Consider the following 22,049-nt stretch of genomic DNA (forward strand, 5'->3'; position numbering starts at 1 on the left):
TGAGCAGGGAACGAGTGAAACGATACGGGCGTCTACGGCGAATCGAACGAACGACCAATTCACTCAACGGGGGTGACCATGCAGCCCATTGACCCCGATCAGTGGCTCAAGCAGTACGGGGCCAAGATCGAGCAGGCGAAGCAGCAGGCCGAGCAGGCCGTTGGCCAGCTCGGTGGTGTGGGCGGAAGCGCCAGCTCGCCGGACGGCCTGATCACGGTGACGGTCAACGCGACAGGCGTGCTGACCGACCTGCAGATCAAGCCGGAGGCCCGCGGCATGGACCCCAGCGAGATCGCCACGGCGGTGCTCGCCGCCTCCACCAAGGCTCAGCGTGAGGCCTCCGGCCGCGTCGTGCAGATCATGGGCGACTTCGTCGGCGAGAGCCCGGCGCTCGACTTCGTGAAGGCACAGATGCCGAACGGATACGCGGGCGACGGAACCGACGAGGAAGAACCGAAGTCGGAGTTGGAGCGCAAGGACACGCGGCCCGACGACGAGTACTTCACCAACCCGCCCGAAGTCATGGCCTGAGTGCAGGAGCAGGAGGGGGTAGGCGATGCAACAGCACTTCAACATCGACATCGATGAGCTGAGAACCCACGCCGCGAACGTGGACCGGCTCACCGACCGGTTGCGCAAGGCCACCGAGACGTGCGATCCGGGCGCGCTCACCACCGAGGCCTTCGGCGTCTTCTGCGGATTCCTGGCGCAGTACGTGCTCCAGCAGGCCGGCCTCGGGCAGGACGGGCTCGGGAAGGCGGCGAACTCGCTGATGGACATGGCGATCGGGCTCAAGGAGACGGTCGAGCAGTACGAGCAGGTCGACCTCGACAACATGTTCGGCTTCACGGGAGGCCGGGGATGAACGCCCCAGCGACGCAGGCCAAGGGCACCGACCCGCAGCAGCTGATCAACAACATCTCCAGCACGTACTCCGCCATCGAGCGGGGTGACTGGGTCGCCGGGGGCCTCGGCATCGCGAACACGGCGATGGGCATCGTCGGCATGTCCGCGAACCCGCTGAGCGGCTTCCTCTCCGCCGGCTTCAGCTGGGCGATCCAGCACGTCGACTTCCTGCGCGAGCCGTTCGACATGCTGCTGGGCAGCCCGGAGTCCATCGCCAAGATGGCACAGACCTACCGGTCCGCCGGCCAGCAGGTCCAGGAGATCGCGACCGAGTACAAGCGCATCTGCGTCCAGCAGACCCGCGAATGGCAGGGCAGGGCCGCCGACGGGTACCGCGCGGCCGCTCAGAAGCACGCTGGCGGCCTCGAGTCGCTCTCCAAGGCCACCCACGGCATCGCCGCGGCCGTCGAGGGTGCGGGCCAGCTCGTCGCGTCGGTCCGCAAGCAGATCATGGACCTGATCAGCCAGGCCGTCGCCGACATGGTCATGAAGATCATCCAGTGGCTGGCGGCATCGGTCCTCACCTTCGGCGCGGCCATCGCGGGCGCGATCGCGGACATCGTGACCACCGCGGTCAACTACGCGAAGAAGCTGGCGGACTTCCTGCAGAAGCTGCTCGGCTCCGTGCAGAAGCTGATGAACCTGATCAAGCAGGTCTCGCAGATCGCCAAGGTCGCCGAACAGGTCATCGACGCGATCTCCGCGCTGGCGCACAAGGGCGCCGGCGGTGGTGGCGGTGGCGTCAGCCGGCCGACCTCCGGCGGCTTCGACGGCCTCAGCGCCGACCAGCAGGACAGGGCCCATCAAGGCGCGAACGGCACGTTCACGAGCGGTGCCGGCGGCTCGGGTCCCGGCAGCAGGAACACCGCGGGGGACGGCCTGAGCAACGTCCGTCCGGGCTGGCAGGGCGGTGGCTCGCCCGGCTACGAGGGCCCCTACGGCCAGGGCCCCGGCGCGGGTGCGGGTCCGTCCGTTCGCCCGATCTACACGCCTCCTGGCGCTCAGCAGGGTGGCAACCAGGGCGGCAGGGCTCCCGGTGGCGGTTCCGGCGGCCAGGTCAGCCCCGGCTACACCCCGCCCGGAACGGGTTCCGGTTCCGGCGGCCGCTGGGTGCCCGGTCACTGGGAGCCGGCGGACACGACGACCACGGCAGGTGGCGTGACCAAGCCTCCGTCGTTCGGCGCCACGCCGACCACGACGAACGCCGACTGGTACCGCCCGACCACCACTGACCACGCCGCGACCGCGGCTGCCGGTGGCGGCGGTGGTGGTGGAGGCGGCGGCATCCCCAAGGGCATGGGCGGCACGGGTGGCGGCGGTGGCGGTATGCCGGCCGGCCTCGGCGGCCCGGCCGGTGGTGGTGGCGCTGGCACCGCGGCGACGCAGTTCGGTGGCGCGGCCGGTGTCATGGCTGCTGGTGGCGCCGGTGGTGGTGTTGCCGGTGGTGCCGTTCCGCACGGTCCAAGCGGTGGCGGTCCCGGTGGTGCGGCCGGCGGCATGATGGGTGGCGCTCCGATGGGCGCCGGTGCCGGTGGTCAGCAGGGCGGCAACAGCGAGCACAAGCGGAAGGTGCGGATCGAGGGCGAGGCCCTGGTCGACCCGCCCAAGGCCGCGAAGCCGGTCATCGGCGAGTGAGCTGAGTCCTTGCGCTGAGGGTGTCTGCAAGTACTGCCAACGCGAGGTCGGCGGTACTTGCAGACACCCTTTCACACGGCGGCGAGGAGTGCGGCGATCGCGGGTGCCGCCTTCTCGCGATCAGCCGGCACCAGGCCGATCCGGGTGCGCCGGTCGAGGATGTCGTCGATGTCGAGCGCACCTTCGTGCTTGATCGCGTGAACGACGTCGGCCTCGGTGACGCCGGGTGCGATCGGCGTGGTCGGGTGCGGCTTGTCGTCGACCAGGCGGATGTCCTTGGTGCGGCACGGGATCTTCGTCAGGTTCGTCGCGTTGACCGCGTCCGCCGCCATCTTGCGGTAGGTCGTGAGCTTGCCGCCCACGATCGTGATCACGCCGTTCTGGGCCTTGAGCACGGCGTGGTGGCGGGACAGGTCCGCCGTCTGGCCCTCGGCTTCGAGCAGCGGGCGCAGACCGGCGTAGCTGCCGATGACGTCTTCCCGCGTGAGCTCCCGTTGCAGGACGTGGGAAGCGGTCTTGAGCAGGAAGTCCACATCGGACTCCGGCACCGTCGGCACGTCCGGGATCTCGTCGACCGGCTCGTCGGTGAGGCCCAGGTACGCGCGGCCGTTCGCCTGGGGCAGCAGGAGTGCGTAGCGGTTGCGTTCACCGGGGACCGGGATCGTCAGCGCGGTTCCCGTGATGCCGACGGACTTCGCGTCCAGGACGAGGTGTGAGCCGCGGGACGGGCGCAGCTGCACCGGCGCGAGCGTGCCCGCCCAGACGCCCGTCGCGTTGATCACCGCTCTGGCCCTGACGCTGAACGTGGTGCCGGTGAGCGTGTCCTGGGCTTCGGCGCCATCGCCTTGCAGCGTCAGGACTTTCGCACGGGTGATGATGCGGGCGCCGTAGCCGGCGGCGGTGCGGGCGAGGGCGACCACCAGGCGGGCGTCGTCGACGAGCTGGCCGTCGTAGTTGAGGAGTCCGCCGGTGAGCTTGTCCGGATTCAGGCCGGGCACCAGCGCCAGGGCCTCGTGCCCGGGTACGCGGCGCGGCCGGGGCAGCACGCCGGCGGGGGTGCCGGCGGCGATGCGCAGGGCGTTGCCCGCCTTGAGTCCCGCCATGACGAAGTGGTTCGCGTTGGTGTGCAAGGGGAACAGCATCGGCAGCGTGCGGATGAGGTGCGGTGCCGTCCTGGTCATCAGGATGCCGCGCTCGACCGCGCTCTCGTGGGCGAGCTTCACGTCGCCCTTCGCGAGGTAGCGCAGGCCGCCGTGGACGAGCTTGCTGGACCAGCGCGACGTCCCGAACGCCAGGTCGTGCGCCTCCAGCAGCACGGTCTTGAGGCCGCGCGACGCCGCGTCGAGCGCGACGCCCGTGCCGGTGACCCCGCCGCCGATCACGAGGAGATCGGCGACTTCCTGTTGTGCAGCTTGGAGATCCTGCTCGCGGCGGATGGCGTTCAGGGACGTGTTCACGGTCGCAGCGCTCCGTCCAGCTGCTTGGCGAGCTCGTCCAGCAGCGAGGTGAAGTCGAGCCCGGACGTTGCGGGCTTCGTGGACAGGACCATCGACTGCGTGCTCAGCAGCACGACGCGGGCCTGCGTCTTGGCGTCCCCGAACCGGATCGACCCGTCGAGGTGTCCCGCCTCGATCTGGCCGACGAGGAACTGCTCGACGAGCCGTTGCGTGCTGCCGAGCCGCTCGGTGAGGTAGGGCAGCATCAGCTCTGCGTCGAGCTGGAGGACGCGTTGCATGAGCGGGTTGCCCGACAGCGCCCTGATCGCGTCCACAGCCCTGCTGACCAGCTGTTCGCGCGCGTTGCCGCGGCCGCTGGTCTCTTCGACCTGGGCCAGCAGGGCGGCGAACTCCCTGGTCATCAACGCCCGCACCAGGTGATCGACGTCCGGGTAGCGGCGGTACAGCGTCATTCGGCTCACGCCGGCGCGTTTTGCCACGTCGGTGAGGGTTGTCCGGCGTACCCCCACCTCAAGAACACACTCACGGGTGGCGTCGAGCAGCGCGTCGTGGGTGTGACGTTGAGACGTCATGTGTAACACTGTAGCAGTGACCAGGGCGAGATGGACCACTGAGACCGTGCCGCTGCCGCCTCATGCGCTGGCCTGGCTGAGTCAGCGGGTCGGGCTGGGCGAGCCGTTCGAGGAGGTGCCGGTGTCGGCGCCGGAATCCGGGCTGTCCACCGACGCCTTCGAGGCGTTGGAGGCGGTGGCCGGGATCAGCGTCGACCCGGTCGACCGGCTGGGACGTGCCGGTGGCCTGTCCTATCTGGATCTGCTGCGCCACCGCGGCCACGGCACGCTGGCCGTTCCCGACGCCGTTGTGCAGCCCTCCACGCCGGACGAGGTCCTCGAAGTCCTGAAGGTGTGCGTCGAGCACGACGTTGCCGTGGTGCCGTTCGGTGGCGGGACGTCCGTCGTCGGCGGGGTCGAGGCGCTGCGCGGGTCGAAGTCCGCGGTGGTGGCGTTGGATCTGGCCGGCCTCGGGGCGCTGGTTTCCGTGGACCCCGTGTCCCGGGTCGCCGTGCTGCAGGCCGGGATGACCGGGCCCGAGGCCGAGCGGCTGCTGGGGGAGCACGGGTTCACGCTCGGGCACGTGCCGCAGTCGTTCGAGCGGGCCACCATCGGTGGGTTCGCGGCTACTCGATCCGCGGGGCAGGCGTCCTCCGGGTACGGGCGGTTCGAGGACATGGTGGAGTCACTGCGGGTGGCGACGCCGGTGGGGGAGTGGGTGGTCGGTGCTGCTCCCGCTTCTGCTGCTGGGCCGGATCTGAAGCAGCTCGTGCTCGGCAGCGAAGGGCTGTTCGGGGTGATCACCGAGGTTTCTGTGCGGGTTCGGCCCAAGCCTTATGGGCCTCGGTACGAAGGGTTCGTGGTCGACGGCTGGGAGGCCGGGGTCGATCTCGTTCGTTCTCTTGCTCAGGACGGGGTGCTGGCCGACATCACCCGTCTGTCCGATGTGGATGAGACCGAGGTCGCCCTGGAGCTGGCCGGGCCGAAGGCCGCCACCTTGAAGAAGTATCTGCGGTTCCGGGGTGTGAAGCAGCCCTGCCTGGTGATTCTCGGGTGGGAGTGCCGGTCCCGGTCCGCGACCATGAGTGCGTTGAGCGGGCAGAAGGTCGTGCGGTTGGGGCGGGCCATGGGGGTGGCCTGGTTGCACGGGCGGTTCAACGGACCTCGGCAGCGGGACGCGCTTCTGGACGCAGGGGTGTGCGTGGAGACGCTGGAGACCGCCACGCACTGGTCTCGGGTGTCCGAGTTGCGGGACGCCGTTCGGGCGGCTTTGACCGCCGAGTTGGGGGATCCCGTGGTGATGTGCCATGTCTCGCACGCTTACGAGACCGGGGCCTCGTTGTACTTCACCGTGTTGGTGCCACGGGATCTCGCGGACCCGGTGGGGCAGTGGGAGCGGGCCAAGTTCGCTGCTTCGGATGCCATCTCCCGGCTGGGCACCATCACCCATCACCACGCGGTGGGCCGTGACCACCAGCCCTGGCTGGAGAAGGAGATCGGGCCGATCGGCGTGGACGTGCTGCGAGCCGTGAAGGCTCAGCTGGACCCGACCGGCATCCTCAACCCCGGCAAGCTGCTCTGACGCGACGCGGGGACCTTTCGCACCGTGTGACAGTGCGAAAGGTCCCCGCGTGCGTTCGCTCAGGTCAGAACTGGACGAGCATCTTGCCCTTGTTGTCGCCGCGCAGCATGCCCAGGAACGCGGACGGGGCCTGGCGGACGCCGCCCTCGACGACGGTCTCGCTGTACTTGAGCTCGCCAGAGGCGATCCAGGCGCCGACCTCGGACACGAACTGCTGCTGCAGGGCCTTGTGGTCGCCCACCAGCATTCCGCGCAGGGTCAGCCGCTTCGCGAGGATCTGGATCATGTTGCTCGGGCCTGCGGGCTTCTCGGCCTCGTTGTACTGGGAGATCGCGCCGCACATCGTGATCCGGCCGTTCACGTTCAGGACGTCGATGGCCGCCTCGAGGTGCTCGCCGCCCACGTTGTCGAAGTACACGTCGATGCCGTTGGGGGCAGCTGCGGCGAGCTGCTCGGCGACAGGCCCGTCCTTGTAGTTGAAGGCGGCGTCGAAGCCGAGCTCTTCGGTCAGGTACTTGACCTTCTCGGCGGAACCCGCCGAGCCGATCACGCGCGCGGCGCCCTTCAGGCGGGCGATCTGGCCCACGATCTGACCCACGGCGCCTGCTGCGCCGGACACGAAGACGGTGTCGCCCTCCTTGAACTCGGCGGTGACCAGGAGGCCCGCGTAGGCGGTCAGGCCGGGCATGCCCAGGACGCCGAGGTACGCGCCCAGGGGAGCGACGTCGGGATCGACCTTCACCGCGTGCTCGGCGTCCAGGACGGCGTACTCGCGCCAGCCGAGGCCGTGCAGGACGTTGTCGCCCACTGCGATGCCCTCGGCGTTGGAGGCGACCACCTCGCCCACGGCGCCGCCTTCCAGGGGCTTGCCCACCTGGAACGGGGGGACGTACGACTTCACGTCGTTCATGCGGCCGCGCATGTACGGGTCGACGCTCATGACCACGTTGCGCACCAGGATCTGGCCTTCGCCCGGGGTGGGGATCTCGACCTCGGCGATCTCGAAGTTGTCCTCGGTCGGCCAGCCCTTGGGGCGGGACGCGAGCCGGACCTCGAGTGCGGTGCTGGTCATGATCGAACCATCTCCATCCTGGAATTGCGGATCAGTTATCCGTTTCAACCGGCTGTGCGGTTCGACTGTTCCGGATTGTGAGCTAGACCGCAGGAAGGAGAGTGGTGAGGTCTCGATAGGCGAAGCCGAGTTTGCGGTAGAGGGCGATGGCCGGGGCGTTGTAGTTCTCCACGAAGAGCGCGCACGTGCCGTAGAGGGTGAGCAGGGACGACGTCACGAACTGGCAGACGCGCCGGCCCAGGCCCTGGCCTGTGTGGGACGGGTGGACGGCCACGCCCATCATGAAGCCGACGTCGGTCGAGGACCACGCTTCGGCTGCCGTGGCGACGAGGGTGTCGTTCGCGTGGACGCCGGCCCAGCGGCGGACTCCTGGTTCGCCCGGCCAGGCCCAGGACTCGGGGAGGGCGACGCGCAGCAGCGGTTCCACGCCGTCTGTTGTGGACAGCCAGTGGACGTCGGGCGGGGGATCCAGCGTGCCCGTGCGGTCCATCCAGCCGAAGGGCTTGTCCTCCGTCCACGGTGTGGGCATCAGGGAAGCGACCTCTTGGGCCAGCGTGCGTTCCATCAGTGGGCGCAGGTTCGTGCCTCGGCCGTGCGCGGCCAGCAACGAGGCCACGCCCTCCGGTGGGCCGGCGAGGACCAGGCGGCGGCGCCGGGTCAGTGAAGGGGCGTGCACGGCTACCGCGCCGCGGTGTTCCCAGGCTGCGCCACCGGAAGACAGGGCCTGCGCCGCCCAGCGGATCAGAGGGTCTGCGGAGGCGTCCTGGATGTCGGCGGTGGTGCGTAAGCGGCGCACTCAGTCCTTCTGCTTGCGGCGCAACAGGGTTCGCTTGGCCAGGGAGTCCTCGAGAGCCTGGTAGGCGAGGTCCATGGCCCGGTTGTACTCGCCTTGCGGGCGTGGCGGGACGGACTCGTCCGGGAGCGGGGGCGTGACCATCTGGAGCCAGCGCTCGTTCCAGAGTTGCTCCACGGCCTGTTCCCAGTGCAGGGCGGCACCCATGCGGACGACCCGCTCGCGGTCGCGGACCTCGGCGATCTGGTGCTGGGTCTGGGCGATTCGCTCGGCCAGCTCGGCGCAGCGGACCTCGTCCAGCTTGCGCTGGCGGGTTGCCGCGTCGGTGGCGATGGCGATGATCTCCTTGTAGCGCTCCACGGCTGAAACGCTCTCCGGCACGGCGGGCACCTCGATCACCTCCTCGCTCTGACGCTGCGACGGGACCGACTCGAACATCGTCGTCATCATCGGGTTCATCACGCTTCTCCTGTGTCGAACGGGATGATCACCTGCGGTCGCGAGTGCTCGAACCGGTCGAAGAACAGGCCTCGGCGTGGTCGGGGCGACCACGCCATCACCTGTTCCGGTCCGAGCGACAGCAGCTCCTTGCCCTGGACGTCGAACGCCACCCATGCGCCGATGTCGTCGTAGACGCCTGGTGGGAGGCTCGCCTTGAGCCTCGTGACGCCTCGCCACCAGCCCAGCACGTGGGTGCGGTTCTCCGGGCCGTGCTTGAGAACCGTGCGCAGGCTGTCCAGGCCGGACGTTCGCGTTGCCGGATCTTTCTGCTCCAGCAACGTGTGTGCCGCGTCCACGCCGTAGAGCACCAGGTAGTGCGGTGACGGCGGCGTGTCGGACGTGCCCGTGTTCAGCGACTGCAGGCGGGCCGCTGTGCGGTTCAGCAGCTCGCGGATGCCGTCGATGCCGATCACCGAAGCATCATGACCGTCGGCGCTCAGGCGTTTCGCCAGATGCAACGCCGCCGGCATGGCCTCGTCGACCAGGCACGCCAGGGAGAACGCCGCCTCGGACGGCTCGTGCTGCCTGCCCAGGGACGCGGCCGCTCCGCCGAGCACGGCGGCCGCGTCCTGGACCACGGAGCCGATCACCGCGATGTTGCGGCCGGGGGTTCGGGCGAACCGCACCCGTGCCGCGCTGCCCGCGACGTCGATCACCTGTCCCAACAGCACGGTAGGCGAAGCGTCGCCCGGCCGCAGTTCGAGGAAGTCCGGCAGTGCGTCGAGAAAGGGAACTTTGCTTCCGTCGAAGAGGCCTGGGGCCTCGCCGGGCTCGCGGCGCCACAGCTCGTTCTGCAGGAAGTCCATGGTGCCCTTGGACGTCGAGTCCGGGATGCGGCAGATCTCGTTGCCCGGCTTCACACCCGACTCGTGGTTGATCACCGCGTGCCAGCGGGGGAGCTCCACGGCGGCGTCGTTCTGCGGCTCGGCCAGCACCCGGCGGGCCTTGGGCAGGGCGATGCGGACGGTGAACTGCTCGAAGATCGCCGACTTGCCCCAGAACCCCTCGATGCCCGAAACGTCCTGCGACGACAGCACCAGGTGGATGCCCTGCGAGCGACCGCGCCGCGCCACGTCCTCCAGCAGCTGGGTCGCGGCGGCGGTGACCTGGTCGCGCTCGCCGAAGAGGTACTGGAACTCGTCGATCACCGCGACGATCCGCGGCCAGCGCCCGTTCGGGTCCTCCGCGCGCAGGTGCTCCAGCTTCGTGACCTCGTGCTGCTTGGCCGCGTCCGCGCGCCGGCGCATCTCGTCGGACAGGAACTTCAGCAGCGCCACGCCGAACTCGCGGTCGGTGTTGACGTTCACGCCGACCAGGCGCGCGTGCGGCAGCCACGACGGGTCTTTGCGGCCCGGCGCGAACTGCGCGAACGAAACGCCTTCCTTGAAGTCCAGCAGGTACAGCTCCAGCTCGTCCGGCGAGTACCGCGCACACAACGAACCGAGCATCGCGTAGAGGAAGTTCGTCTTACCTGAACCCGAAGGTCCACCGATCAACGCGTGCGGCGAGGTGTCGCCGAGTTGCACGCACACCGGCTCACCGTCGTCGAAGCCAACGGGCGCAATGACTCCAGCGGCGGAGTTCTCGGTCCACGGCCGTTCGGGCAGCAGATCGCCGAAGGTGCTCATGCGCGTCCGCCGCTCCTCGCGCTTCTCCGCGATGGCGGCGCAGGCGCGCGGCACGAGGGTCCGCGGCAGCGGCGGATCAAGCGTCACGGTGACGTGCTTGCCGGTCATCGTGCAGGTCGCGGTGCCGTCACCGCGCAACGACACGGTCTCCACCGGCGAGTTGATCGTGATCGGGATGTCCACGATGAACAGCTGCACCCCGCACGCCAAACCGTTGCGCGCCACGCGTTGCAGCTGCTGCTGGTGCTCTTCCTTCAACGCCTTGCGGTTGCCGAACAACACGGCGATCCGCCACGGCTCGGTGCGCCTGCCCTCACCGCTGACCGACCGAACGGTCAGGTGCCCGTCGACCAGAACCTTCGTGTGCACCTGGCGGATGTGCTCGGACAGCTCGTCCAGCAGCTCGTGCAGCCGCGCCGGGTCGTGCACCGTCAGCAGGTTGGCGCGGGTCAACGGGTAGAGGCCCGGCAACGAACCGGTCAGCTGGCCGACGTCCCACACGTGGACGTGCACGAGACCCGGCTGGAAGTGCGACAGCACCCGCAGCAACAGGTTCTCCACCAGCGTGTCCGCGAGCTGACGGCTGTCCGAAGTGGACGAGATGTGCAGGTGCGCCTGGTCCAGCAGCGGAACCGCCACCGGGAACGGCTGCGTCTCCGGCGCGGACGTCACCACGCCCGTGCCGATCCGCCACAGCTCCGGCACGCCCTCGCTGCCGTCGTGCGTGCCAGGCGTGCCGAGCCACGACTCGTGCGGCCACGACGCCGGCCCGGCGGCGACCGAGTTCACCAGCGCCGTCAGCTGGTCGGGACCGGTCGTGGTCCACTCGTGGTACGACTGCTGCCAGTCGTGCTTGATCTGGGCGAGCCGCTCGGCGAACTGGGCCATCGAGAGCGGAGCCTGGCGCGGGTTTCTCTCGCGCTTCTCGTCGACCACCAGGAACGGTGTCACGTTCGCCAGCGCGGTGTCGCGCAGCGCCTTGTCGACGCCCATGCCGCGCACAGTGAACTCGAACATGTCCTTCGCGTGCTCGGTGGCGAGTGCCCGGTGCTCACGCGCCACGGAGCCCAGCGCGGCCGCAACGGCGCGCTGGAACTCCGCGAAGGCTTCCTCGATCCTCCGTCGCCGCTCGTCCCGCCTGCTCATCACAGCTCCACGGTGAGTCGTTGGATGCGCTCTAGAGTTCCCACCATCAGTTCCAGCTGATCGGGGAATCTTTCCTTTGCGCGCACGAACTCCGGTGGAAGCAGCGACTCGTGGTGGTTCTCGCTCGACTCGGCGAGGATCGCGACCGCCTCGTCGAGGCCCTCCTGCGCACTGCGGACACTCCGGTACGCCTCACGCAGGATCTCGCTCGCCTGCTCGAGCGCGGCGCGAACCTCGGCGATGGATGCCATCAAAGCCTGCTGTTGATGCCCTCGGCCCCGGAAATGCCCGCGCCGAGGTAGTTCTGCAGCTCGCTCACGCCGGACACGACCTGGGCGAACTGGGCGTTCGTCGTCTCGACGTCCGCCTGCACGGAGCCCTGCGTGACCGATGTCAGCAGCTGCTGCGCGTCCTCGGCGAGCTCAGCCGCCTGTTGGAGGGCCGACTGGCTTTGGCTCGCCTTGTCGATCGCCTGGGCAATTGCGGCACGGACCTCTTCGATGCTGGCCATGTCGACTCCCGAACCCTCCCGGAACAGGGCGGTCGTACAACCACCCTCAGTAGAGATTGTGCCCAGATTTTCACAGTTGAGACCGAAGATCGGCTAACTGGGTGGATGCCTGAATCCACTCGAACGGGCCTTGATTTAATGATCAGTTAGGCGCGGTGCTGGCCCCTCGACTGAACGTGTAGTAACCCTCACAATGCCGCCTACACCCCGTTGTGAAGACCTACCGACCGGCCGGGTGAATCAAGACGGCCGCGCGGGTGAGTTGTCACGCGGAGTGCCTGCACCGAACGGGTCATCTCCTGCCCACGCCTCGACCAGGACGCGCTCGGCTCCCGGCACCAGCCCGTTGATCAGCTCGGGGTCGTCCAGCACCGTCCACGCCGTCGGCGGCTCGCACGCCACCCGCGGGGTCGGGAAACCGTCACCCAGCCCCCGCACGAAGGTGCGAACCGCCCGCGCCAGGGCCGCGGAGACGTTGTGCGTGGCCTTCTCCGAGCTCGGCTCGGTGATGATGACGGCCCAGCACCCCGGCTCCTCGTCCGAGCAGTCACGGGCGTCCACGACCCGCGCGTCAGCACGGCTGATGAGCGCGTCGCACGCGGCACGCGCCTGTTGCTCGTCCGCCGCCTCGACCACCACGGTGATCAGCAGCACGAGGTCTTCCACGCCCAAAATGGTGTCAGACGACACGGCGCGCGAATTCCAGCACCCGCATGACGGCCTCGGCGTCGGTCAGCAGCCCGTCGACGATGTGCTCCTCGAAGGCGGTCCCGCGGATCCTGTCCGTTCCCGCGCGCGTGTCCGAGATCGGCACGATCTCGTCGTCCGACCCGTGCAGCCACAACGTCGGCAGCTCGCCCAGCGCCGGCCCGAAGTTGACCTCGTCCATCAGGTCGGCCAGCTCGTCGGACGCGCCGTCCCACATGCCCAGCACCGGTGACACCAGCACCAGCGCGGCGAGCCCCGAATGCGTTTGCGCGTAACGGACCGCGGCGGGTGCGCCGGTGAAGTGTCCAATGAGGACGACCGGTCGGTCGGCGGCCTTCACCGCGGCCTCGACGTCCTCGGTCACCGCGACCGCAACCCCGGCGGAGCGCAGCGAAGAGGCGATGCGCTCGCCGTGCGGCAACACGGCGAGCCATCCTGGTACGTCCATTTACGCAGCGTAGAACGCGCTGATCTCGATCCGGCCACCGGAACACACCGGGCCGTAGGTCCACGGCACGGACAGCGGTGCCGTCTCGTCCGGCGGGATCGCCGCGACCTGCGTGGCCTCCGGCTCGCACGGCTTGTCCACGGGCTCGTCGCCGGCCGGGACGATGGACCAGTGCAGGTTCGCGACCGCCTTGGCGCCCGGCGCGAGCGAGATCGCCTTCGGGCCGGGATCGGCCTTGCGCTCCAGCTTGGTCGGCACCGCGGCGCCGCCGGCGGTCTGCAGCTGGAAGCCGCTGTAGCCGTTCAGCGTGCACGGTGCGGTGCTGGAGTTCGTCACCACGAACTTGCCGTACCTGTTGCCGGCACCGGCATCGGTCGGCTCGACCGCGCCTTTGAGGACGGACGCGTCGCAACGCTTGACCGCGGGAGCCGCGGGAGCCGTGGACTCGTCGGCGGCCTCCGCGGGTGAAGCGGAGGGCGACGACGGAGTCGACGTCGGCAGCGTGGCAGACCCGGTGTCCGCGGTTCTGTCCCCGCAGGCCGTCACGGAAGCGAGCACCAGCAGTCCGCAAGCGATCAACCGTCGAGTCATGGATGCACCTCCTACCAGTGAGGATGTGCCCACTCACCAAGTCGCCCACACAACCTGCCGGAAATTCACCGGATCTGGTGGACGGCCCATCCGTCGGGCAGCTCCGGCATGCCCTTCACCGCCGCCGTCCACAGGTACGTCCAGGCGATTCGCCCGTCGGGCAGCACGACCCGCACGCGCCGGTAGTCGTCGCCCTCGTACTCGTCGAGCAGCGGCAGCGCGTCCTCGGGTGAGCGCAGCCGCAGCACGAAACCGGGCACGCCGAGGCCGGCGCCCGGACGCAGTGCCGGGTAGCCGAGGCCCGTGTCGAACAACGTGCCGGGCAGGTGGGTCTCCTCCGACTCCACGACGTGCGGCTCCATCAGGTGCCAAGCGCTTGCGCCCGGCTGAAGCGTGCCGTAGACGAACAGCAGCTCCGGCCAGTCGTCGGCGGACGGCTCGCCGTGCACCTCGGTCACGTCCAGTCCGTCGGTCATCGCCGGCACCCCGCCCAGCACACGGGCGTGCCGCTGCGACACGTCCTCGCACCGGACCATACGGCCGTTCACGAGCACGGGCATCCGCTTCTTCGAGCCTGCCGTGTACGCCAGGACCGAGTCGATGACACCGCCGTTGTAGAGCACCACACGGCCCGTGTGCAGGCGTACCAGGCGATAGCGCAGTCCGCGGCCCTCGCAGCGGTCCAGCACACGGAGTTGTTCGGGCGTGGCGAACCAGACCGAGTGCTCCTCGACGTGGCCGGGCTCGGCCGCGAGCGTCGCCGGGCGCTGGCCGTCACGCGCACGCATTCCCGCCGCCCAGACGGCAGAAAGGCCCTCGCACCGTGCGCGAAGCACGACCGCGGGGCCTTCGAGACCGAGCTCCTCGCGGAGCCAGGTGACCTTGCTGGGGTTGGCGTTCGAGCCGTAGCCGAGCACCGGCATCCGGGCAGCCAACGGGGGCTCACCGTGGTTTGCGAGCCATTGGTCTAGGTCGATGTTCTCCGGCTCTACCCGCCATCCCGACTCCATCGTGAGGTCCGGTCGCACTGGCCAGCCTGTTTCGTCGACGTGGACGAAACAGTGGTCTGGACGAGTCCCCGGATAGGGCTCCGCCGGATGGCTTTCGTCGGTGAACGGTTGGGCCATTGGTCCATTGTGCCAGCGGGAGGGGCCAGGTTGCGCCCCCTAATCGTGACCCATCCGATGTTTCACTCGGCTTTGTGGGTGTTTAGTGAGAACCTTCACTGCGCATTCGAGTGACTGGCCCGATGTCTATCTGTCGACACTCCGGCGAGTCTCAGGCTTCGTCGTAGCGGTTCTGCGCCTGGGCGACCTCCGGGTAGTTCGCCTCGATCCACGACGACAGCGCCACGAGGTGCCCTGCCGCGCCCTTTCCGAGTGGCGTCAGGGTGTACTCGACGTGCGGCGGGATGACCGGCTTCACCTCGCGGTGCACGAAGCCGTCGCGCTCCAGCGTCCGCAACGTCTGAGTGAGCATCTTCTCGCTCACGACCTCGAGCTTGCGGCGCAGGTCGCTGAACCGCCACGAGCTGCCGTCGGACAGTGCCTGGAGCACCAGCACGCCCCATCGGCTTGTGACGTGCTCCATGATCGCCCGCTCCGGACATATCGTGACCTGCATGCTCACCTCCACGTAAGTACCCAACTTCAAAGTGGGTACTTACCACAGGTTAGCGCTAACCATAGCTTTGACGCCATGACGATCCTCATCACCGGAGCAACCGGCCAGTTCGGCGGCGCAGTCGTCCGCTACGTCCTCGACCGCACGGACGAGCAGGTCATCGTGTCCGTGCGGAGCCCGGAGAAGTTCACCCTCGAAGGCGTCGAGGTGCGTCAGGGCGACTTCGACCGGCCCGAGACCCTCGACTTCCGCGGCGTCGACAAGCTGCTGATCGTGTCCGCGGACGCGCACGACTCCGCCGTCCGCATCCAGCAGCACGCCAACGCCATCGCCAAGGCGAAGGATCACGGCGTGGGCCACGTCTTCTACACCAGCGTGACCGACGCGGACACGTCCACGCTGAGCGTCGCCGAGGTGCACAAGGCCGCCGAGGAAGCGATCCGCGCGACCGGCCTGACCTTCACGTTCCTGCGCAACGGCATGTACCACGAGAACTACCTGGACACGCTGGCCCAGGACGTCGTCGCCACCTCGACCAAGGACGGCCGCGTCGCGAGCGCCCCGCGTGACGACCTCGCGCTGGCCGCCGCCGTCGCACTGACCACGGACGGCCACGAGAACGCCGTCTACGAGCTCACCGGCTCCACGAGCTGGTCGTTCCCCGAGGTCGCCGGCGAGAAGTTCCGCGACGTGAGCGACGAGGACCTGATCGCGGCCGGCATGCCCCCGTTCGTGGTCGACTTCTTCGCGGCGATCCGCGAGGGTGTGCTCGCCGAGGTCCGCCCGGACCTGGAGAAGCTGATCGGGCGGCCTTCGCGCCCCATCGCTGTCTAGGTGAACTCGGGGTGCGCCTCCGGGTGCGCGTCCCACCACTTGCGGTACTCGGGATTGCGGTCCAGCACCGACCGGTAGGCGTCGGCGGCGCACGCGAACACCTCGTGCGCCCGCCCCGCCACCGGAGAGTCCCGCCGCGTCGCCACGAAGATGTCCGTCATCAACGGGGTGCCGCGCAGCTTGCGGATCACGATGCCCTCACCGGTGCGCGAGGGTGCCGCGGCGAACGACACGGCACCGCTCGCGACCAGGCCGCGCGCCATGTTCGACTCGCCGGTGTGGTGGGTCAGCCTGGGTGCGAAACCGGCGTCCGCGCACGCCTGGAACACCTGCATCCGGTTGCCCATCATCTGCGCGGGCGGCGTGACCCAGTCGCGGTCGGCGAGCTGGGCGAGGTCGATCTCCTCCTGCCGCGCCAGCGGGTCCTTCTCCGACACCGCGACGAACGCCGGTTCGCTCACGAGCTTGCGCAGCTCGATGCCCGCGAGGTCGCGTGACGGCATGCCGTCGAAGAACTCGAACAGGGCCACGTGCACCCGGCCCTGTTCCAGCAGGTCCACGATCTCCGGCGACGACTGCCGCACCTCCGCCCGCACATCGGCGTTGAGCTGCCGCAGTCCCTCGACGAGCGCCGCGAAGTACAGGATCGAGATGCAGCCCAGGTACAACGGGCCGCAGCGGTCCGTCTCCCTCGTGGTGCTGATCAGCTGAGCCATCTCGTCGAGGACCAGTCTGGCCGTGCCCAGCACACGACGGCCCAGGTCCGTTGGGATGCAACCGTTGCGCGTCCGGTCGAAGAGCTGGCCGCCGACCAGTCTCTCGACCGTGCGCAGCTGGGCCGACAAAGCGGGTTGGGTCAGTCCGAGCCGCGTGGCGGCCCTGGTCACGCTGCCTTCCTCGGCGATGGTGCGAACCGCGCGGAGGTGGCGGAGCTCCAGCTCGGGCATAAAGACCTTGTATCCCCGTTCTGAATGCGCCGCCACCCTTCGATCGGGGCATAGTGATGTCGAAGATCTCCCGGCCCGGCGCTTGCGGCAGCGTCCAGGGTCCGGCGCGGGAGGGTGCGCACCCCTCGGTTCGACGCTGCTGCCGCGCACCCTGCGCTCCGCGGCAGTAGCGTCGAACCCATGGCGGTGAAGGACTCTCCCACTGGCTGGGTGAACGAGCACATTCAGAAGTACGTCGAGACCGGCGGCGCCGAAGGTCATGAGTGGCGGCCAGGTGTGTTCACGCTGCTGCTGACCACCAAGGGGCGCAAGAGCGGCGAGATGCGGCGCACCGCGCTCATCTACCAGCGCGCCGGTGACGACTACGTGGTGGTCGCGTCGCAGGGCGGCAAGCCCCAGCACCCGTCGTGGTACCTGAACCTCGCAGCCGATCCCGTGGTGGACGTTCAGGTCGAGGCGGACAAGTTCCAGGCGCGCGCCCGCACAGCCGGTCCCGACGAGCGAGACCGGCTGTGGAAGCTGATGAACGAGGTCTGGCCGTCCTACGCCGACTACCAGAAGAAGACGGACCGCGAGATTCCCGTTGTGGTACTGGAGCCGATCAAGGGATGACGACGGCCGCGCCGGTCACGGTGACGCGGAGGTCTTCGCGAGTGGCGTCGACCTCGAGCCGTGACGGCCTGCCCATGTCCTCGCCCTGGCTGATGACGAACCGTTGCGGCCCTTCGAGGTCGCGCAGGTAGCCACCGAACGCGGCTGCGGCAGCGCCCGTCGCCGCGTCCTCCACCACGCCACCGACCGGGAACGGGTCGCGGGCGTGCACGAGGTCCGCGGACTCGCGCCAGAACAGGTGCACGGTCGTGAGGTCGTGCGCCAGCATCAGGTCGCGCAGTGCGTCGAAGTCGTAGTCGAGGTTCGCGAGCTGTTCGCGGTCCTTCAGCGGGATCAGCAGGTGCCGTGCGCCGCCGAAGCCGACGTGCACCGGCCCATCGCCGATCTCCTTGTACCGCAACGCTTCCAGTGCGGCCGAGACCAGCTCCGGGTCCGCCTCGGACGTACTGGTGGGCACGCTCGTGAGCGAAGCCGTACCGTCGGCGGTCTCGATGGTGATCTCACCGGCCGGCGTGTGGAACGTCAGCGCGCCGTCGCCGATCCGCTCCGCCAGCGCGACGGCCGTGGCGATCGTGGCGTGACCGCAGAACGGCACCTCGGCCTTCGGGCTGAAGTACCGGACGTCGAACTCGCGCCCTTCCCTCGGCAGCACGAAGGCGGTCTCCGAGTAGCCCACCTTCGCGGCGATGGCGAGCATCTCGTCGTCGGACAGGCCGGTCGCGTCGAGCACCACGCCCGCCGGGTTGCCGCCTGCCGGATCCTTCGTGAACGCGCTGTAGCGCAAAACCCCCGTGTCGCTCATACCTCGCTCCAACGCGTAGCAGTGCTGAAGTCTTCCGCCCATGTTCTTGCTGGTGAAGTAGGTCAGCCCGGCCTTCTCGAGCACGCGGCCGGACGCGGTGTTCTCCGCCTCGTGGCCCGCGACGACGCGGTCGGCGATGGCGAGCGCCTTGTCCCGCAGCTCCTCGGCGATCCTCGTGGCGACGCCGCGTCCCCAGTGCCCCGGATCCACCCAGTAGCCGATCTCGATCTCTCCCAGATCGCCCTCGAGCATCTGCCCGATCCCGATGACCTCGCCGTCCTCCACGACGGCGTGCATGCCGAAGCCGTAGCCCTCCCAGTGCCGCAACGCCTGCTCGTGCCGTTCGGTCACGTACTCCGGCGTCCAGGGCTGCCCGTCGCCGACGTACCTGGTCATCCGCGGGTCGGTCGCCCAGCGCAGCAAGTGCTCGAAGTGCTCGTCGCCCCACTGCACGAGTTCCATCAGCCCATAGTGCCTCAGGACAGCTGCGGGAGAAGCCCCTCGCACGTGCGGACCACGATCTGCGCGGCCCTGCGCTGGTCGTTCGGTGCGTGCACGTCGGCGGCCTGCGCCTGCCACCGCACCAGCGCGTCGAGCAACGCCTCCCGCTGCTCCCGCTGGTCGGCCTCGTAGTCGAAACCCAGGCGCGCCAACGAGGTCGTGCCCTCCGCGCCGACCAGCCGCAACGCCTCCGCCTGCAGGTCGGCCGGCAGCTTCGTCCGGCCTGCCTGCAACGCGGCGACGAGCCGGAGCTCGCGAAAGTCGTGTGCCGAGGCGACGACCCGTTCCAGGTCGGCCATCAGCTTGCGGGCGTTCTGCCGCGGCTCCATCCGGAACAGCACGTCCAGCGCCAGCAGCGCCGACCGCGCCTTGAGGATCTCGCGGCGCTCGGTGAAGTGGATCGCGATCGAGTCGCGCAGGTCGCCGAGCCCGCTGCGCTGCACCAGCTGACCGGTGAGCTTGACCTGGGTGTCGAAGCCCTGCCGGATCAACGCGGTGATCAGCCGGACGCCGAAGATCCCGAACCGTTCGAGCAGCGCCTGCCGCACCGCCGGGTCCATCGGCACCGGGAACTGCTCGCCGACGAACCGGTCCGCCGACAGCAGGTGGTCCTCGAGCTCCTCCCGGCCGAGCGACGCCAGCGACCGCAGGGCCGCGAACTCGTCCTCCCGCAACGTCTTCGCGGCCACGGCGAGCAGCCCGGCAACCGAGACCACGTTCTGGCACAACGGTTGCACGGCCACGTCGCGCCGGTAGCGGCGGGCGATCTGCTTGGCGGACGACAACGCGTCGATCCGCCCGGCGCCGATCTCGTCGGCGCGGGCGAGCACCGCGACCGTGTGCACCGCGGCGGTGCGGGCGATCGGGTGGTCGTTGGCCGCCTGCAGGTACTTCAGGTCCTCGTCCTGCACGTGCCGCATCAGGTACAGCAACGCGTCCGCCTCACCGAGCGCCTGCTCCGGCGAGGCCTCGGCCGGGGCGTCGATCAGCACGACGTCCCGCAACGTCCGCGCGGGCCACTCGACGACGATCCGGTCGGCGCGGTCGAACTGGCCGATCTCCACGTGGTGCCTGCCGCCCCGCCTGCCCACCGCGACCTCGTGCGGACGGCCGGGCCCGGAGAACACGTGCGCGCGCGGTTCGGTGCCGTTGCGGTACCAGACGAAGGAGTTCAGCGGCGCGAACTCGTCCCCGATCAGCGCACTGACCACAGTGGACTTGCCGATGCGCGACCGGCCGGCCACCGCGATCCGCACGGGTTCGGTGTAGCGCTCGATGTGAGAACGCAGCCAGCCCGTGGCGCGCGGGCTGTCGCGGTAGACGGCCAAAGCTTCCTGCAGCATCGACCAGACGACGCGATCCAATGTCACGCGGAGAGCTCCATCGCCGGACCACCGAGCGCCTGCACCCGCTTGTAGAGCGTGACCAGCTTGTCCAGTTCCTTGCGGCCTTCCCGCAACCGGCGCTCGCGTTCGGTCTGGTCGTCCTGCACCGCGCGCTTGGCACTGCGGGCCGACTCCAGCAACGTCTCCTGGAACTCCTCCGCGAGCGTGCTGAAGTGGTTGCGCAGCGAGCGCTGGATGTGGCGGCCCGAGTCGCGGACGTCCTTGGAGAACTTCATGAAGAAGTCGTCGACGTGCCGTTGCGCGGCGGCCTTCGCGGCGGCCTGGCGGCGCTTCAGCCGTTGGTCGCTCTCGTCGAGGATCGACTTGCCACCGAACAACGCACCGGCGCCGAGCGAGATCACGTTGATCAGCGGCATGCCGGCGAGCGAGGTGACCAGACCGAACATCAGCACGCCGCCGTACGAGCCGCGCAGACCGGTGAAGAGCTTCTGCGGGATCGAGAACGGCTCGATCTTCGGCTTCTCCAGCCTGCCGACCGGCTCCAGCAGGTCGTCCGGCAGCACCGAACCGGGGATCAGGTCCTCGCGGTAGACGGGGAAGTTCTTCGCGACCTTCGTGGCCACCCACTCCGCGCGCTCCATCAGCCAAGCGAAGTTCGTGGTGGCGGCCTCGTTGAGGTTGTCCTCCAGCCACTGCTCGAACTTGTCCCAGCCGATCGCGGGATCGGCCTCGTCGTAGGTCTTGTCGACCTCGCGCAGGATCTTGCGCGTGCGGTCGCGCAGGTCGTACTCGACGTCGGAGATCAGGTCGGCCATCTCGTCGTTGAGCACGTTCTGCCAACGCGCTGACCGGCGCCGCAGCTCGTCGACGCGGCGCTGAGCCTCCTGCAGCGTCGAGATCGTGGCGGCCGTGCGGGACGAGTCGTGGGCCGTCAGCTCTTCGCGCAGCGGCGTGACGAGCTGGCTGATCGCGCTGGAGGCGACGACTGCGACGGCGCGGCGGGCCAGCAGGTCGGCGCTGGCCACGATGTCCCGCTGCACGCACGCCAGCAGTTCGGGGAAACCGGACTCGGTGTTGAGCCGCTGGTCACCGGTCTTCGCGGCGCGCAGCCGCAACGCGCTCGACACCGGGATGAGCTTCGCGGGGACGCCGGCGCGAGCGAGCAGGGCCTTGTTGCGCTCCACGACGGTGCGCCAGCTCGGCACGAGGTCGATCTTGGTGACGACCACCGTGACGTTCGGGCAGGCCTCCATGACCTTCTTGAGCAGCGTCATCTCCGCGGAGGTCAGCTCGCCGGTGGCGTCGGAGACCAGCAACGCGGCGTCGGCCTGCATCAGCGTCGCGAACGTGCTGGCGGTGTGCGCGGATCGGGTGTCACCCACTCCGGGGGTGTCGATCAGGACGAGGCCGCTGTCGAGCAACGCGCGGGGGATACCGATCTCGGCCCGCACGACGTGCTGCGAACGGGCGGTGGAGACCTGCTTGGTCACCTGCTCGATCGGGACCGCGATGCGCTCGGTCGGCGTGTGGAAGATCGACCCGCGGGCGGAGGCGTTGCGGACCAGCGCCGCCGACGGGGTGTCGGCGTGCTGCACGAACGTCGGCACAGTCGTCGTGATGTCGTCGCCGACCGCGCAGACCGGCGCGTTGAGCAGCGCGTTGACGAGCTGGCTCTTGCCTTGCTTGGACTCGCCGACGACGAGAACGCGCAACTTGGGATCGAGCTGCTGAGCCCGCTTCTCCCGCAGCCGGGCCTCGAGATCGGGCCTCCGGTGCGTGACGCAGGCTGCGATCGTCTCGTCGAGCACGTCGAGCCAGGGCGGTGCCATCACCTGACTCATAGTGCCGTGTTCAC

23 protein-coding genes are annotated in these 22,049 nt (G+C 69.1%); 6 read left to right on the top strand and 17 right to left on the bottom strand.

Features of this window, described 5'->3' with window-relative positions; translation table 11 throughout:
- Positions 1-78: 78 nt before the first annotated feature.
- Genes ABFX45_RS21595 through ABFX45_RS21605 form a run of 3 tightly spaced genes read left to right on the top strand, consistent with a single transcriptional unit; the run spans position 79 to position 2,541 of the window.
- Positions 79-531 carry a YbaB/EbfC family nucleoid-associated protein gene (locus ABFX45_RS21595; protein WP_109633140.1) on the top strand — a complete coding sequence of 151 codons (453 nt, stop codon included), beginning with the start codon at positions 79-81 and terminating at the stop codon, positions 529-531.
- Positions 532-556: 25 nt separating this feature from the next.
- Positions 557-865: a type VII secretion target gene (locus ABFX45_RS21600; protein WP_109631868.1), complete on the top strand. Its 309-nt coding sequence runs from the start codon at positions 557-559 to the stop codon at positions 863-865.
- Positions 862-2,541, top strand: a complete 1,680-nt coding sequence (locus ABFX45_RS21605; RefSeq protein ID WP_346131783.1) for a WXG100 family type VII secretion target — start codon at positions 862-864, stop codon at positions 2,539-2,541. Before ABFX45_RS21600 ends, ABFX45_RS21605 begins: the two co-directional genes overlap by 4 nt.
- A gap of 71 nt (positions 2,542-2,612) precedes the next feature.
- On the opposite strand, the gene ABFX45_RS21610 is transcribed toward ABFX45_RS21605, so the two are convergent.
- Positions 2,613-3,998 carry a glycerol-3-phosphate dehydrogenase/oxidase gene (locus ABFX45_RS21610; protein WP_346131784.1) on the bottom strand — a complete coding sequence of 462 codons (1,386 nt, stop codon included), beginning with the start codon at positions 3,996-3,998 and terminating at the stop codon, positions 2,613-2,615.
- A complete protein-coding gene (locus ABFX45_RS21615) occupies positions 3,995-4,570 on the bottom strand; it encodes a TetR/AcrR family transcriptional regulator (RefSeq protein ID WP_109631872.1) in 576 nt (191 codons plus the stop codon). The genes ABFX45_RS21610 and ABFX45_RS21615 overlap by 4 nt, the downstream gene beginning before the upstream one ends.
- Between ABFX45_RS21615 and ABFX45_RS21620 the strand changes: the two genes are divergently transcribed.
- Positions 4,569-6,131: an FAD-binding oxidoreductase gene (locus tag ABFX45_RS21620; protein WP_346131785.1), complete on the top strand. Its 1,563-nt coding sequence runs from the start codon at positions 4,569-4,571 to the stop codon at positions 6,129-6,131. The two genes, ABFX45_RS21615 and ABFX45_RS21620, sit on opposite strands and share 2 nt — an antisense overlap.
- A gap of 64 nt (positions 6,132-6,195) precedes the next feature.
- Here the strand turns inward: ABFX45_RS21620 and ABFX45_RS21625 are convergent, their stop codons facing one another.
- From ABFX45_RS21625 to ABFX45_RS21675, 11 genes are all read right to left on the bottom strand, one after another.
- Positions 6,196-7,203 carry an NADP-dependent oxidoreductase gene (locus ABFX45_RS21625; RefSeq protein ID WP_109631877.1) on the bottom strand — a complete coding sequence of 336 codons (1,008 nt, stop codon included), beginning with the start codon at positions 7,201-7,203 and terminating at the stop codon, positions 6,196-6,198.
- Between the two features lie 82 nt (positions 7,204-7,285).
- Positions 7,286-7,999, bottom strand: a complete 714-nt coding sequence (locus ABFX45_RS21630) for a GNAT family N-acetyltransferase (RefSeq protein ID WP_346131786.1) — start codon at positions 7,997-7,999, stop codon at positions 7,286-7,288.
- Positions 8,000-8,455 carry a hypothetical protein gene (locus tag ABFX45_RS21635; RefSeq protein WP_109631880.1) on the bottom strand — a complete coding sequence of 152 codons (456 nt, stop codon included), beginning with the start codon at positions 8,453-8,455 and terminating at the stop codon, positions 8,000-8,002.
- Positions 8,455-11,271, bottom strand: a complete 2,817-nt coding sequence (locus ABFX45_RS21640; protein WP_109631882.1) for an FtsK/SpoIIIE domain-containing protein — start codon at positions 11,269-11,271, stop codon at positions 8,455-8,457. The genes ABFX45_RS21635 and ABFX45_RS21640 overlap by 1 nt, the downstream gene beginning before the upstream one ends.
- Positions 11,271-11,522, bottom strand: coding sequence for a hypothetical protein (locus ABFX45_RS21645; protein ID WP_109631884.1), 252 nt, complete (start codon positions 11,520-11,522; stop codon positions 11,271-11,273). The genes ABFX45_RS21640 and ABFX45_RS21645 overlap by 1 nt, the downstream gene beginning before the upstream one ends.
- Entirely contained in the window at positions 11,522-11,782 is a 261-nt protein-coding gene (locus ABFX45_RS21650) for a hypothetical protein (RefSeq protein WP_030467713.1), read from the bottom strand. Before ABFX45_RS21650 ends, ABFX45_RS21645 begins: the two co-directional genes overlap by 1 nt.
- A 240-nt stretch (positions 11,783-12,022) precedes the next feature.
- Positions 12,023-12,448 (bottom strand): hypothetical protein, encoded by a 426-nt coding sequence (locus ABFX45_RS21655; protein WP_109631886.1) that lies wholly within the window; start codon positions 12,446-12,448, stop codon positions 12,023-12,025.
- Positions 12,449-12,461: 13 nt separating this feature from the next.
- Positions 12,462-12,938, bottom strand: a complete 477-nt coding sequence (locus tag ABFX45_RS21660; RefSeq protein WP_109631888.1) for an alpha/beta hydrolase — start codon at positions 12,936-12,938, stop codon at positions 12,462-12,464.
- Positions 12,939-13,529 carry a DUF4232 domain-containing protein gene (locus ABFX45_RS21665; RefSeq protein ID WP_109631890.1) on the bottom strand — a complete coding sequence of 197 codons (591 nt, stop codon included), beginning with the start codon at positions 13,527-13,529 and terminating at the stop codon, positions 12,939-12,941. It lies immediately after the preceding gene.
- A gap of 65 nt (positions 13,530-13,594) precedes the next feature.
- Positions 13,595-14,464, bottom strand: a complete 870-nt coding sequence (locus tag ABFX45_RS21670) for a gamma-glutamylcyclotransferase family protein (RefSeq protein ID WP_233439182.1) — start codon at positions 14,462-14,464, stop codon at positions 13,595-13,597.
- A 343-nt stretch (positions 14,465-14,807) separates the two neighbouring features.
- Entirely contained in the window at positions 14,808-15,152 is a 345-nt protein-coding gene (locus ABFX45_RS21675) for a winged helix-turn-helix transcriptional regulator (protein ID WP_109633143.1), read from the bottom strand.
- A 75-nt stretch (positions 15,153-15,227) separates the two neighbouring features.
- Between ABFX45_RS21675 and ABFX45_RS21680 the strand changes: the two genes are divergently transcribed.
- The gene (locus ABFX45_RS21680) at positions 15,228-15,986 is read left to right on the top strand and encodes an NAD(P)H-binding protein (protein ID WP_109631894.1); all 759 of its coding nucleotides are present in this window, start codon (positions 15,228-15,230) and stop codon (positions 15,984-15,986) included.
- On the opposite strand, the gene ABFX45_RS21685 is transcribed toward ABFX45_RS21680, so the two are convergent.
- Entirely contained in the window at positions 15,983-16,933 is a 951-nt protein-coding gene (locus ABFX45_RS21685; protein ID WP_112228944.1) for a LysR family transcriptional regulator, read from the bottom strand. The two genes, ABFX45_RS21680 and ABFX45_RS21685, sit on opposite strands and share 4 nt — an antisense overlap.
- A 180-nt stretch (positions 16,934-17,113) precedes the next feature.
- Between ABFX45_RS21685 and ABFX45_RS21690 the strand changes: the two genes are divergently transcribed.
- Positions 17,114-17,545, top strand: a complete 432-nt coding sequence (locus ABFX45_RS21690) for a nitroreductase family deazaflavin-dependent oxidoreductase (protein WP_112228943.1) — start codon at positions 17,114-17,116, stop codon at positions 17,543-17,545.
- Here the strand turns inward: ABFX45_RS21690 and ABFX45_RS21695 are convergent.
- From ABFX45_RS21695 to ABFX45_RS21705, 3 genes are read right to left on the bottom strand one after another with little or no spacing between them, the layout of a single operon-like run.
- Entirely contained in the window at positions 17,535-18,809 is a 1,275-nt protein-coding gene (locus ABFX45_RS21695) for a PhzF family phenazine biosynthesis isomerase (protein WP_346131787.1), read from the bottom strand. The two genes, ABFX45_RS21690 and ABFX45_RS21695, sit on opposite strands and share 11 nt — an antisense overlap.
- Before the next feature lie 14 nt (positions 18,810-18,823).
- Entirely contained in the window at positions 18,824-20,218 is a 1,395-nt protein-coding gene (locus ABFX45_RS21700) for a hypothetical protein (protein ID WP_346131788.1), read from the bottom strand.
- Positions 20,215-22,023, bottom strand: coding sequence for a dynamin family protein (locus ABFX45_RS21705; protein ID WP_109631905.1), 1,809 nt, complete (start codon positions 22,021-22,023; stop codon positions 20,215-20,217). Before ABFX45_RS21705 ends, ABFX45_RS21700 begins: the two co-directional genes overlap by 4 nt.
- Positions 22,024-22,049: the final 26 nt, after the last annotated feature.

Origin of the sequence: Lentzea roselyniae, assembly GCF_039537795.1 — a bacterium.
Lineage (GTDB): Bacteria > Actinomycetota > Actinomycetes > Mycobacteriales > Pseudonocardiaceae > Lentzea > Lentzea atacamensis.